This is a genomic window from Saprospiraceae bacterium (assembly GCA_016713025.1).
Taxonomy (GTDB): Bacteria; Bacteroidota; Bacteroidia; order Chitinophagales; family Saprospiraceae; genus OLB9.
The window spans coordinates 4,001,459-4,014,194 of the sequence record JADJPZ010000004.1; the positions used below are offsets into that span (position 1 = coordinate 4,001,459).

At 36.4% G+C, this 12,736-nt stretch carries 13 protein-coding genes; 10 read left to right on the forward strand and 3 right to left on the reverse strand.

The annotated features are described in order from the left end of the window. The first annotated feature begins 2 nt into the window (after positions 1–2). On the forward strand, positions 3–845 hold the full coding sequence (locus IPK35_23395) for a hypothetical protein (protein MBK8056134.1): 843 nt from the start codon (positions 3–5) through the stop codon (positions 843–845). A gap of 73 nt (positions 846–918) precedes the next feature. Here IPK35_23395 and IPK35_23400 read toward each other — a convergent pair whose 3' ends face one another. Beyond that, positions 919–1,170 carry a hypothetical protein gene (locus IPK35_23400; protein MBK8056135.1) on the reverse strand — a complete coding sequence of 84 codons (252 nt, stop codon included), beginning with the start codon at positions 1,168–1,170 and terminating at the stop codon, positions 919–921. 223 nt (positions 1,171–1,393) lie between these two features. Between IPK35_23400 and IPK35_23405 the strand changes: the two genes are divergently transcribed. From IPK35_23405 to IPK35_23420, 4 genes are read left to right on the forward strand one after another with little or no spacing between them, the layout of a single operon-like run. Beyond that, positions 1,394–2,428 (forward strand): T4 RnlA family RNA ligase, encoded by a 1,035-nt coding sequence (locus IPK35_23405; GenBank protein ID MBK8056136.1) that lies wholly within the window; start codon positions 1,394–1,396, stop codon positions 2,426–2,428. A gap of 11 nt (positions 2,429–2,439) precedes the next feature. After that, positions 2,440–3,750 (forward strand): hypothetical protein, encoded by a 1,311-nt coding sequence (locus IPK35_23410; protein MBK8056137.1) that lies wholly within the window; start codon positions 2,440–2,442, stop codon positions 3,748–3,750. After that, positions 3,747–4,931, forward strand: coding sequence for a hypothetical protein (locus tag IPK35_23415; protein ID MBK8056138.1), 1,185 nt, complete (start codon positions 3,747–3,749; stop codon positions 4,929–4,931). The genes IPK35_23410 and IPK35_23415 overlap by 4 nt, the downstream gene beginning before the upstream one ends. A 47-nt stretch (positions 4,932–4,978) precedes the next feature. After that, a complete protein-coding gene (locus tag IPK35_23420; GenBank protein ID MBK8056139.1) occupies positions 4,979–5,899 on the forward strand; it encodes an AAA family ATPase in 921 nt (306 codons plus the stop codon). Positions 5,900–5,961: 62 nt separating this feature from the next. Here IPK35_23420 and IPK35_23425 read toward each other — a convergent pair whose 3' ends face one another. Together IPK35_23425 and IPK35_23430 are read right to left on the reverse strand one after the other, a co-directional pair. Further along, a complete protein-coding gene (locus tag IPK35_23425; protein ID MBK8056140.1) occupies positions 5,962–6,159 on the reverse strand; it encodes a hypothetical protein in 198 nt (65 codons plus the stop codon). 66 nt (positions 6,160–6,225) lie between these two features. Then, positions 6,226–7,221: a chromophore lyase CpcT/CpeT gene (locus tag IPK35_23430; GenBank protein MBK8056141.1), complete on the reverse strand. Its 996-nt coding sequence runs from the start codon at positions 7,219–7,221 to the stop codon at positions 6,226–6,228. Between the two features lie 85 nt (positions 7,222–7,306). Here IPK35_23430 and IPK35_23435 point away from each other — a divergent pair, with 85 nt between their 5' ends. The 5 genes from IPK35_23435 to IPK35_23455 all read left to right on the forward strand — a co-directional run bounded on the left by IPK35_23435 (position 7,307) and on the right by IPK35_23455 (position 12,663). Further along, on the forward strand, positions 7,307–8,536 hold the full coding sequence (locus IPK35_23435) for an MFS transporter (protein ID MBK8056142.1): 1,230 nt from the start codon (positions 7,307–7,309) through the stop codon (positions 8,534–8,536). Continuing rightward, entirely contained in the window at positions 8,533–9,015 is a 483-nt protein-coding gene (locus tag IPK35_23440; GenBank protein MBK8056143.1) for a MarR family transcriptional regulator, read from the forward strand. The genes IPK35_23435 and IPK35_23440 overlap by 4 nt, the downstream gene beginning before the upstream one ends. After that, the gene (locus IPK35_23445; protein MBK8056144.1) at positions 9,005–10,009 is read left to right on the forward strand and encodes a nitrilase; all 1,005 of its coding nucleotides are present in this window, start codon (positions 9,005–9,007) and stop codon (positions 10,007–10,009) included. The genes IPK35_23440 and IPK35_23445 overlap by 11 nt, the downstream gene beginning before the upstream one ends. Before the next feature lie 83 nt (positions 10,010–10,092). Then, positions 10,093–12,249 carry a methionine--tRNA ligase gene (metG, locus tag IPK35_23450; protein ID MBK8056145.1) on the forward strand — a complete coding sequence of 719 codons (2,157 nt, stop codon included), beginning with the start codon at positions 10,093–10,095 and terminating at the stop codon, positions 12,247–12,249. Then, complete coding sequence (locus IPK35_23455; protein ID MBK8056146.1) at positions 12,250–12,663, forward strand: transcriptional repressor; 414 nt, start codon at positions 12,250–12,252, stop codon at positions 12,661–12,663. The last annotated feature ends 73 nt before the right edge of the window (positions 12,664–12,736 follow it).

Here is a 12,736-nt window from a genome sequence, read left to right on the forward strand (position 1 = left end):
TAATGGAAAATATAGAGTATATTAAAAAAATATTGACTTCACAATTTGAATTAGAATTGTTTGATGCAGCATTGTATAGTTTAAATGATACTACTAACAGATTAAGGTATAATAACTTTGCTTATAGTATTAGAGAATTATCAAGACATTTTCTTCACAATTTATCACCAGAATCTAATGTTAAAAAGTGCTCTTGGTTTAAAGTGGAAACTAAAGACGGAAAACCAACAAGGGCCCAAAGAATAAAATACGCCATTCAAGGTGGTATTAGCAACGAAATTTTAAAAGACTGGGGTTTTGATGTAGACGAACTTAAGGAAATTGTCACGCTAATTATAAATAATATTGATACATTAAATAAATTTACACACATAAATCCTGATGTTTTTAATCTAACTGATTTAGAAATTAATGAAAATAGTGAAAGTGTGTTTAACGCATTTTACATTTTTGTAATGACTATTGAAAACTATAAGGAAAAAATCAAATCATTCTTAGATGGGCAAATTGAAGAGCACATGATTTCATCTGTAGTTTCAAACCATTTTGTAAACGTGGATAGTTTAGCCCCACATTATTCTTTAAATGATAGCGGATTAACTGAATATCACATTTCTGGAATTACGGATAAAGAAATTGTAGTTTCTGTTTTTGGAAGTTTAAACGTAACGTTAGAATATGGTTCTAGGCAGGAAAGACTCGAAGGAGACGGGCTTGATTTAGAAGAATGGTTTCCATTTGAAACAAAAATAAAGTATGAAATTGATATAAATTTTCCTTCGGACAATTATGAAATTGACGATTATGATGTAGATACTTCTGAATGGTATGGAGAAGAAGAATGAAGTTGATTGAACTAAAAAGAATTTATACTAAGGAGTAATTTTTCACTGTTTTACATATACTGGTATGGGATTATTATTCTGATATTTTTTTTCTTGCACCTTCCATCACTTCAGTTTTATAGTCAACTGTAATATCGATTAACCTTCCTTCTTCCACTTCTTTTAACCCTTCTTCGATCAATGAGATAGTTTGATCATCCCAGTGGTCAAATTGAAATTTTTCATTCAACGCAAATTTTACGACTTGTTCTGCATTTTGAAATTCACCACTTTCTATGAGTTTGGCTATATATTCATCATAAGGGCTTTCAAGGATGATTTGCATTTTATTTTGCTTTTCATTGTAAACAAATTGGAAAAGAAATAAGTTTCAACGATTTCAATTACTTACACTGATGACGAATGTGTAATAGATGTCACATATTTTCACTTTCCAGCTACAAAATTCGATAAATCTGCAAGAGAGTAAAAATAATTTTCTCCTACGCAAAAAGATTGCGCACACCGCTTCTACCTTTGCATCATTATTAAATAATGAACGAACAATCATGACAAATCTTCCATTCAACATCGATGCCCTAGAAGAAATGATTTCTTCAGGTTATGTAAAGATGACAAAACATCCGGAGCGACCGCTGTATATCTACAATTATACAGCCAAAGCGCAGTATGAATATATGTGGAATGAAGTGATGATGCTTTGTCGTGGCTTGATTTTGGATGAACATTATGCGATTGTGGCAAGACCGTTTACTAAGTTTTTTAATTATGGTGAAGTGGCTGATCAGCAGATTCCGTCGCTGCCATTTGAAGTGTACGACAAAATGGATGGCTCATTAGGTATTTTGTATTGGTGTAATGATCACCCTTTTATCGCCACGCGTGGGTCATTTATGAGCGAACAAGCCATCAAAGCCAATGAACTTTTACATAGAAAATATGCCAACTGTATCGACAAACTGGACAAAAGTAAAACTTATCTTTTTGAGATTATTTACCCTGAAAATCGTATCGTCATAGACTATGGTCATAAAGAAGAATTGGTTTTATTGGCTATCGTAGATTTAGCTACAGGTGTGGAGTCACCTTTGGCAGATATAGGTTTTCCTGTGGTGAAAAGATATGATGGATTGAATGATCTCGAGGCTATCCGGATGATGCAGATAGACGAAAAGGAAGGTTTTATCATACGTTTTGAGAATGGATTTAGGGTCAAAATCAAGTTTGCCGAGTATGTGCGCCTTCACAGGATCATCACTCAAGTATCTTCTAAAACCATTTGGGAGCATCTGCGAGATAACCAATCTTTGGACGAATTGTTGGAAAAAGTACCTGATGAGTTTTATCAGTGGGTACGTACGACGATTGATGAATTTTGGGAAGCCTATCGAAATATAGAAGCCGAGGCAAAAGCTGAATACAAAGAGCTGGAAGACCGAAAGGCAACCGCTTTTTATTTTCAGACATGTAAACATCCTGCCATCCTATTTAAGATGTACGAAAAAAGACCGTACGATGCCATCATTTGGAAGTTGTTGAAGCCGAAGTTTGAGAGACCATTTAGGAATGATTTAGAAATATAAAAGAATAAAAAATGATTATAAAAATTAATTGCAAAAATGAATTTCTGTTAGATATTCTTAATAGAAATCCAAACACGGATTTTGGTGTATATGCAAGGCCACTTAAAAAAGGTGTTGTAATCGGAAATGTAATTACTTCTCATCAATATGATATTGTTTTTCAAGATACCAAGTATAGTTATTTACCTGAAGAAAGCAATCAAATTGATTTTCAGAGTTATTGCAGCCCATTAGTGGTGATGGATATTTGTACTGACTTTTTCAGTCATTTGCTTAAGGCAAAGTATGAAGTTATGTCCAAAGAATTGTCATGGTTACATAGGACTATTGGTGATATCGATACAGAAAAATGTATCATAAATATACCTTCCTTTTATATTAATTCTAGTTGGGTGCGAAATGGGTCATTCCTTCTTTCGAAATATTTTGACGGTATAACAATAGAACACCAGAAAGGATACAATTATACTCTGATGATTGAAGCCAATTCTGTTTTTGATGCTATCAATTTGCTTAGTTTGACAGCATTATTTACGCATATCACAAATGAATATGGCATTTACACTTATATTGATGAATCATTTGCAGATAAGTATGCCAGGATTTTGACCAATCTTGATAATGTACCGTATTTTGTATTTTATCTTTTCATTAAAAGAGCAGTGCGGTCTGAAAAGTTGTTTTTGATGGTGAAGCCAGTTTTTGAATCATACCTTCTCAAACAAGGTCTTAATACAAAACTGACATGGTACCCAACTCATCAGGCAAGAATTATTTATATTATAGATAAGTTAGATTTTAATATCCCTATTCTCGATATTGGTTGTGGAGAATTGCTTTATTATAAAAAAGTAATGAGTAAAGGTTTCAAATTATCTTATTATGCAGTAGATAGTGATGAAAAGTTTGAAGACATTGCAATAGCGATAGGCTCAAGATACTCTGAAAATAATTTATCATTTTTCTCAGATTTGAATCAATATCCGGATCAAGAAAAAGTAAGCATTATCATGTCAGAAGTGATAGAACACAATACAAAGGAGAATGCTTTGTCACTTATTAAACGAGCTTTAAGTCTGAATTTTGCATCCATTATTGTCACTACACCAAATGCTGATTTTAATAAATATTATAGCGAAACAATGGAGCGAAGACATGAAGATCATCAATTTGAACCATCAGCTGATGAATTTAAGAAACTGATTTGGGAAGGTGTAAACAATGACGAAACTCTGGAAGTATATTTTGATTTTATCGGTGACAATATTAATGGAGTCCAACCTACACAAGTCTGTATAATCACTAAAAAAGAAGTAAAATGAACGAAAAACGAAATATAAAAAACAGAATAGAATGGTTTTGTCAGAACAAGATAAATGCCTTTTCACCAACGATCTCTCCGGCCCCAAAATCATGGGAAAAGAATGAAATCGAATCTCCGTTTGAAGGGTTAAAATACTATTTCGATCGTGGTGTAACACATTTCGTAGTTCAAAAAAAATATATGGGCTCTTATTGCGACATATATTTGAAAAAAGAGATCAATGATAGTTATTTTGTGAGTAGAAATGGCCATAAAGTAATGCATATTGATGTAGAAAAAGCAATAATGGCTTGTGCAGATATACATGCTAGATTTGATTGGCAAGATCTAAGTTTAGTAATCATACAGGCCGAAATGTTGCCATGGAGTGTACTAGGCAAAGGATTGATCAATAATGAGTTTTGGGCTTATCATCATTCGCACAAGACGCATCATGATTATCTCAAACAATCAGAATTGTATGACAAAATAGAAATGGTAAGGTCATCAGAAACCTATCAAAAATATATTTCTGATAAAAAAGTGTTAGGTGAAAAGGCCATTAAGAAAGAATATCCTTCACATGTTTCTAGGCAGTATGATTCTATTGAAGCTTTTAAAGTATTAGATCTTGATATGTACGAAAAAGGGATCAACATTTATGGGGATCAAATTTTGCATTTCGGAATTGAAGGTGAAATATGCTTTAAACCATTTAATATACTCAAAAAAGTATTTGATGATGGGACAGAATTAGTTGTAAATGATAATATTAGTTTTAAGGAAGTAAGTGATGATGAGTTTTTAGAATTTACAATTGAGACACTTGACGACCTAGAAGTCAAATCAGATTTAGTAACCGAATGGTTTCATAAATTATCGTTAGATAAGGAAGAAGGTATTGTAATAAAACCGCGTATTACGTTTATTAAAAATTTGCCACCAGCATTGAAAGTGAGAAACAACCAATATTTGGTGATGATTTATGGCATCGACTTTATTAACAACTATCCATACAACATGCAAAAAAGGAATATTGATAAAAAAATCCAATGTTCTATAAACGATTGGGCTATCAATCATGCTTTGTTAAAGGTAAAATATAAGGATATTCATTCTGAAAATTACCACTTAAAAAATTTGGTTTATGATCGTATAATGGGAGAAAAAATAGAATCTACCATTGATTCGCGACTTTAATCGTTTGTATTTTATTTTAGTTATTCTTTCAAAAATTAAAAATTGTAATGAGCAAATATAAAAATCCACAATTATTAATCCTAGTAGGTCCACCAGGTTCTGGTAAGTCCACTTTTGCAAAATATCACTTAAGAACTGAAGAAAACTGGTTTAGAGTAAATAGAGATGATTTACGTTTGATGCAATTTAGTCAAGAAAATTTGAGTGAAGATGAAGAAGCTTTGCTCACCAAAATGGTAGATAGTGCGATCATATCTATGCTTAATAATAAAGTCAATGTTTTAGTAGATGCCACGCACACCAGAAAGGAATTCTTAAATCAATACATCATTAAGTTTAACCATCTAGCCGATATTTCTTTTAAATTATTTGAAGTAGATACGGAAGAATTGAAGCAAAGAGTGATTCAAAGACACCAAGAAACAGGAAAATTTATTCCACCAAATGTCTTAAAGCGATTTATTGAACAATATGAAAATGTAAAAAATAACTTTGATTTTTCCATGAGGCCTAAAATTCGTCCAGAAAACAAAACACGTACCCAAGACCCATCCCTACCCAAAGCCATCATCTGCGATCTTGACGGTACATTATGTCTTATGAATGGTCGTAGCCCTTTTGATTCATCAAAGTGTGATCAAGACCTTCCCAATATTCCTGTGGTCAATATGGTCAAAAATTACCATCAGTTGGGATACAAGATTATTTTGGCATCGGGAAGGGAAGATACTTACAAGCCACAGACGATAGCATGGCTAGAGCGATTCGGTATAACCTATGATATGTTGATCATGAGGGTTGCCGGTGATTTCAGGAAGGATTCGATCATCAAAAAAGAAATGTTTATCAATCATATTGAAGGGAAGTACAATATTGAATTAGTCCTTGACGATAGAAATCAGGTGGTAGATCTTTGGCGCAATGACCTACAACTTCCATGTTTTCAGGTATTTTATGGAGATTTTTGATGGACGATGGGGAGAATAAATGAGCGACAATTTGAGTAATCATTTTGTCGCTCATATCTATATTATTTTAGTAATTTAGGTAAAAAGGTACCTACCAATGATCCTATTCCACCTCCAGCCAAAGCTGTAACTATAGACCCAATTGAAAAGTTTGAATCACCTAAAACGCCCATAAGACCTCCTACTACATTGCCTAAATTGCCACCAACTGCACCAAGTATAAGGTTCATGATCATACTTTGACCATTGGGTTTTGCCATATTCGCACCATATCCGACATCTCCTCCCAATACTGAACATTTTTAATTTGGAAAGGACTACTTTTATTATTTAATTCCTTTCTTCGTCAGTCCTATCTGAAAATATCCTTTCATGTTGATCCCGATGCGATGGCTGTCCACATCTGACCAAATATAATTGATGGGTACTTCTTCACCGGACTTAAATACGGCAATTTGTAATATTTCAAGGTTTTTACCATAAATAAGCTGACCTAATCGGGCTTCGTACCCCGTTTCAGACCCATCAGAAAATTTTATTTTTTGTCTGTCGCCTTGATTATGAAACTGTAAACCTCTTATGGCATCCATCTCCTTTGCGCCCTCTTTTTTTGCAGCTGCCCATCCGGTATAATATTCTACTTTTCTTAGCCTGTGTGGTATTTTGGCTTTGTGGCCGAAGACATACTTCCCATCTTCGTCTTCAGCCTCATCGCGTATCCACAATTCTTTGTCGTTGAGCATCAGACTATCGGTGATGAAAATACGTTTTCCGCTTCTTTTCGATATAAAATTGCAGGCGCGAGGTTTCATAAATCCGATAAAATGGTCTTTGTTTTTTTGCCAGAACACCTCACATCCTGGTGATGCGGTGAGTTGTTCCTTATTTAGTTGGGTCAAAATCGACTTATCTTTATGAGCGTTAGTGTAGATAGAATCCAGAGACTTGTCTTTAAATGAATAGATATCCAACTGGATGGCCTTTTCTTTTTTATTTTCTGAAAAGCTGTAAATCCGCTGACGATAGACTTTCGACGGATCGTTGTCAAAGTATTGTTTTACAAAAAACACATTTGCGCCCATCCAAGGTAAATCCACCGGCTCAAAAATAGAATGTATGTGCTCGTGGATCAAATCTTTGACAATGCTGTCTTCCTTTTCTTTATGTACTTGCTGGTAATTGTTAAATTCACCGGTAAACCAAGTTTTCAAGAGTGCCATCTGACTAATGGGAGCTGATTTAGATTTTTTTTGGGCAAATACTGAATGTTGACAAGCCACAGATAACGTGATGATTAAAACAAAATGGAAAAGAAAGCGCATGATATTTACATTTTAGAAAACAAAATTAGTTAATTTAATTAACTAATTAAATATATTATTATAATTTTAACCCAAAATCAATACAATGTCCGGTTCAAGAATCTTTTTCGGATGGTGGGTGCTTGCGGCACTTTTTATTATCTACTCCATTACCAACGGAGTGATACTCAATACGTTACCCTTGTTTTATCCTGAATTGATCAGGGAATATGGCTGGACTCAAGATCAGGTAACACGGCCTGCACAGTTACTTTTCCTTTTGGTGGCCATTTTTTCACCTTTTGCAGGACTCTGGATGGACAAATTGCATATAAAAAGAATGATGTATCTGGGGACGGCACTTATTTTGTTGGGCTTTATACTTTTTTCGAGGATAAGCAGTATTTCTATGTTGATGGTTACATATTTTGTTTTTGCGATGGGTATCACTCTGGCAGGTATTATACCGAGTATGAAGATCGTTACCAACTGGTTTGTACAATCCAGAGGTATGGCCGTTGGCATTCTACTGGTTGGTTCAAGTATAGGCGGCGCTATATTCAACCAGATTGCGGGATCACTTATTATATCTCAAGGCTGGCGGATGGCATTGATTAGCTTGGGAGTAATGTCAGCGATTGCGATCATATTGCCGATGTTGATTGCAGTAAGAGTCCACCCATCATCCATGCAGTTGTTGCCGGACGGCATTGCGCGTCAGGAGATGACCAGTACACATATTTCGGATTCAAATGGATTTAAATATGGTGAGCTCCTGAAGAGTAAAGTTTTTTATCTTTTAGTATTTGTAACCGGTGCGATGTGGTTTTGTATAGTTGGCGTCATACAGCACCAGGCATTGTTTTTCAAAGATTTAGAAACTACAACCGCCTCTAAAAACGTCCTGAGTTTATTTTTCCTTTGCAGTGTATTGGGTAAGATCATCTTTGGTAAATTGAGCGACCATTATCCCAAAAGAAGTATCATGTTTCTTGCTGTGGTCAATCTGGCTTTAGGTGCGCTGGTACTGACTGTTATCAAGTCCAATCCTGATATGCTTTTATGGGTATATGCAGTCGTGTTTGGAGTAGGATTTAGCGGCACCTTCACGATGATACAATTATTGATAGCGGAGTATTATCATGGCAGTTCTTATGGAAAGATTTTAGGTGTTTTTACGATGGTAGATACTATGGCCGGCGTTTTGGGAATCATGACTCTCGGAATACTAAGGACTAAATCGGGTAGTTATGATCAGGCTTTTATGATTTTACTGATTATTTCTATATTAGCCGCCGTTTGTGTGCTACTTTTGCCGAGAAATCAGAAAATATGATTAAAAAGAGATTGGAAGAATCATTGCTGTTGCGAATGATTCTGGTAGGCGACAGGTTGAAAAAAAGGCGTGATATTATCAGCCAGAAAATAGGTATCTCTACTCAGCAATGGCTGATTCTTTTGCATATAGCCAAAGACCCGAACATTCCGTTTTTTGAAAATGACGACCACAAAAAAGACCTCATGCCCAATGAAATTGCATCAACATTGGGAACAACCCGTCCCAATGTAACAGTCATGATCAACGGTCTTTTGGAAAAAGGCCTCATAAATGAAGAACAGGATCCCGATGATAAACGCAGGAAAAGACTCACCTTAACAGATTCCGGATTAGGGCTGTTGCAAGGATTGCAGGCTAAACGTGAAAAACTCAATTCAGAACTTTTTGCTGGTTTTTCTCCGGAAGAAATGGAAAAAATGATAGTTTTTATTGAAAAATTTATTGTAAATATAGAAACCGGCCCTCATGAGGTATAAAGCACTTGCACTTCAAACAACTTGTCATGCTGTCAATGGATTTACAGAGGCATCTGAATCCCGTAAGGCTATATCTGAAAATATAAAAAATATCGGGAAGCAGGTACGGGCTTCAAAAAATTTCATAGGTCCTGATCTGAAACTGGTAGTCCTCCCGGAATATTTTGCCACGGGTTTTCCGATGGGAGAAAGTATAAGCATCTGGAAAAATAAAGCCTGTTTTGCCGAAAACGACCCACTTTTTGCAGAAATTCAACAAATAGCAAAAGATAACAGCATCTACCTTTCGGGAAATTTTTATGAAAATGACCACCATTTTCATGAATTTTACTTTCAAAGTAGTTTCATCATCAATCCGCATGGTGAATGTATCCTAAAATATCGAAGACTCAACTCTATGTTTGCTGTGACACCTTATGATGTATTGGATAAATACCGTGATATATACGGTAATGATGCATTGTTTCCTGTGATCGATACGGAGATAGGAAAACTGGCATGCGTAGCATCCGAAGAAATCCTGTATCCCGAGATCAGCCGATGTCTTATGATGCGAGGCGCAGAGATCATTTGCCACAATACATCAGAAGTGTCTTCGCCGATATTGACCCAAAAAAATATTGCCAAACAAGCGCGTGCAATTGAGAATATGGCTTATATCATTTCAGCCAATACTTCCGCGATAAAAGGAACAGACTTTCCCTCTGAATCCACAGACGGCAGTTCAAAGATTATCAATTTTGAAGGATTGGTGTTGTGTGAAGCCGGTCAGGGCGAAAGTATGGTAGCCAATACAACTATTGACATCGAAGCCCTCCGATATCATCGCCACCGACCGGGTATGTCCAATTTTATCAGCAGACAACGCAATGCATTATTTGCTGAAAGTTATGCTGCATACGAATTTTATCCGCCCAATACCTGGCATAATGACTTCCAGAAAACCGATTTTATAAAAACACAGATTAAGGTCATAGATTCCAAAATCAAATAGTATAAAAACTCAAATCCTGAAAGTTTAACAGTCAATCCCTAATTTTTACTACCTTTGCGTCCTTAATCCTTGACTTTTTTCTGATGAGACAGTATAAAAGATACCTTATAACATCAGCCTTGCCCTATGCCAATGGCCCTTTGCACATAGGACATCTTGCAGGCGCATATCTTCCTGCAGATATTTATGTCAGATTTCAGAGGCTCATGGGCAAGGATATCGTGTACATTTGCGGTTCTGACGAACACGGTGCAGCCATCACGATCAAGGCCATGAAAGAAAAAAGCACACCTCAGAAGATCGTAGATAAATATCACAATCTTTTTAAAGAGACCTTCAGCCGGATTGGTATATCTTTTGACATGTACCACCGCACATCTGAACAGATACATCATGAAACGTCTCAGGAATTTTTCTCAAAACTGTATTCCAAAGGAGAGTTTGAAGAGAAAGAATCTGAACAATATTATGACGAAAAAGCAAAACAATTTTTAGCGGACAGATATATCATGGGGACTTGCCCAAAATGCGGTAATCCTGATGCTTATGGAGATCAATGTGAAAAGTGTGGCTCGTCACTTAGTCCAACTGAGCTGATCAATCCGATTTCGACCCTCACAGGAGACAAACCTGTTTTGAAAAAAACAGTACACTGGTATCTGCCATTAGATAAATATGAAGAGTGGCTGAGACACTGGATCAATACCGGTGAACTGGATGGTGAGCAATTGCATGATCCGGATCAATGGAAAAATCACGTACTCGGTCAGTGCAAATCATGGTTAGACGGAGGACTTCAACCCCGGGCTATGACCCGTGATCTTGACTGGGGCGTAGATGTGCCGCATCATATCAAAGGTCATGAAGGCAAAAAACTATATGTGTGGATGGATGCCCCGATTGGTTATGTCTCAGCAACAAGACAATGGGCGATAGACCATAAAAAAAACTGGAAAAAATACTGGCAGGATAAAGAAAGTGCCCTGATTCATTTTATCGGCAAGGACAATATCGTTTTTCATTGTCTGATCTTTCCGGCTATCCTTCACGCTCACGGAGACTATAATCTCCCGATCAATGTACCAGCCAATCAGTTTATGAATCTCGAAGGAAGAAAAATTTCTACTTCAAGAAACTGGGCGGTATGGGTACATGAATATCTGGATGAATTTCCGGACCGGCAGGATGAACTTAGATATGCTATGATAAAAAACATGCCTGAACAAAAAGACAGCGAATTTACCTGGAAGAGTTATCAGGATGCCAACAATAATGAACTTGTCAACAACCTCGCCAATTTTGTCAATCGCGTAGTTGTGCTGACCAATAAATATTATGACGGCAAAGTACCCGCCTTTGATGAAAATGCAGAAATCATCAGCCCTGAAGACAAATATGATGCTTCATATCATGATTCAGAACTATTGAGACTTTTTGATGATATTCATGAAATGTGTGATTATGTGAGGTCATTTGACTTTAGGTCTGCCCTGAAAATCCTGATGGATATTTCCACCAAAGGCAACCAGATCTTACAGTTTAACGAGCCTTGGAAAACTATAAAGGATGACCCTGAATCTGTCAAGGTCGTAATGAACCTTTGTTTACAGTATGTAGCTGCCATCGGTGTCATATGCCGGCCATTTATGCCATTTACTTCAGATAAAATCCGGATCCTTCTCAACCAAAAGGCCATTGAAGAAAAAGGAGAACTTGAAAAAATGCTCAACAAGCTAGCAGAAGGCGAGCCTGTCCTTAAAAAAGGGCATAAAATAGGTGAGCCGCTTCACTTATTTACCCGTATAGATGATGCCATCATTCAGCAGCAAATAGATAAACTGAACGCAACTGATCAAAATAATAAAATGACAGTACAGGAAAACGCATCCACCGCACCACACCAATCTGTGAAACCCGAAATCACATATGAAGACTTTACAAAACTGGATATACGCACAGCGACTATAGTACAGGCAGAAAAAATAGAAAAAGCAGATAAGCTTCTGAAACTCACGCTTGATCTGGGTTTTGAGCAGAGGACGGTAGTATCAGGCATAGCGGAGCACTACAAACCAGAGGAAGTCATCGGGAAAAAAGTAAGCCTGTTGGCCAATCTTGCTCCACGTAAAATGAAAGGAGTGGAATCTCAGGGTATGATACTTATGGCTGAAGACACTAAAGGAAAACTGAGTTTCATCAGCCCGGATGCAAATTGGGAAAACGGCCAAAGCATAAAATAAATGACAGCATCAGAAAAAATACTCAAAGAACACCATCTTCGGGTGACTCCATTCAGGGCTGAAGTACTGCAAATATTTACTAATGCCGGCAAAGCACTTTCATCTCATGATATAGAATCACAACTTTCTGATGCAGACAGGATCACTTTGTACAGGACACTGAAGAGCTTTGAAGAAAAAGGCATCATACACAAAGCCATAGATGGTACTATCACCCAAAAATATGCCTTATGTGATGCACACTGCGATGAAGACCACCACCATGATGAGCACGTACATTTTCACTGTGAAAAGTGTGAAAATACTTTTTGTTTGGATCAGGTAGTTGTCCCAAATATCGAACTCCCATCCGGCTTCAAAGTCAAACATACCAATATGGTGGTCAATGGGGTTTGTAAGGATTGTTGCAATTAATTTACATTGATCTTTGATAGTTTGCACATTTAATAAGTATAATATTCAGATTTTTTTATACGTTGTTGTTCTC

What these genes read in the sequence shown, in the direction of transcription:
- IPK35_23395 (MBK8056134.1), top strand. Translation starts at nt 3, where the DNA reads ATGGAAAATATAGAGTATATTAAAAAAATATTGACTTCACAATTTGAA.
- IPK35_23425 (MBK8056140.1), bottom strand. Translation starts at nt 6,159, where the DNA reads ATGGCAAAACCCAATGGTCAAAGTATGATCATGAACCTTATACTTGGT.
- IPK35_23405 (MBK8056136.1), top strand. Translation starts at nt 1,394, where the DNA reads ATGACAAATCTTCCATTCAACATCGATGCCCTAGAAGAAATGATTTCT.
- IPK35_23445 (MBK8056144.1), top strand. Translation starts at nt 9,005, where the DNA reads ATGAGGTATAAAGCACTTGCACTTCAAACAACTTGTCATGCTGTCAAT.
- IPK35_23420 (MBK8056139.1), top strand. Translation starts at nt 4,979, where the DNA reads ATGAGCAAATATAAAAATCCACAATTATTAATCCTAGTAGGTCCACCA.
- IPK35_23440 (MBK8056143.1), top strand. Translation starts at nt 8,533, where the DNA reads ATGATTAAAAAGAGATTGGAAGAATCATTGCTGTTGCGAATGATTCTG.
- IPK35_23410 (MBK8056137.1), top strand. Translation starts at nt 2,440, where the DNA reads ATGATTATAAAAATTAATTGCAAAAATGAATTTCTGTTAGATATTCTT.
- metG (MBK8056145.1), top strand. Translation starts at nt 10,093, where the DNA reads ATGAGACAGTATAAAAGATACCTTATAACATCAGCCTTGCCCTATGCC.
- IPK35_23400 (MBK8056135.1), bottom strand. Translation starts at nt 1,170, where the DNA reads ATGCAAATCATCCTTGAAAGCCCTTATGATGAATATATAGCCAAACTC.
- IPK35_23435 (MBK8056142.1), top strand. Translation starts at nt 7,307, where the DNA reads ATGTCCGGTTCAAGAATCTTTTTCGGATGGTGGGTGCTTGCGGCACTT.
- IPK35_23415 (MBK8056138.1), top strand. Translation starts at nt 3,747, where the DNA reads ATGAACGAAAAACGAAATATAAAAAACAGAATAGAATGGTTTTGTCAG.
- IPK35_23455 (MBK8056146.1), top strand. Translation starts at nt 12,250, where the DNA reads ATGACAGCATCAGAAAAAATACTCAAAGAACACCATCTTCGGGTGACT.
- IPK35_23430 (MBK8056141.1), bottom strand. Translation starts at nt 7,221, where the DNA reads ATGCGCTTTCTTTTCCATTTTGTTTTAATCATCACGTTATCTGTGGCT.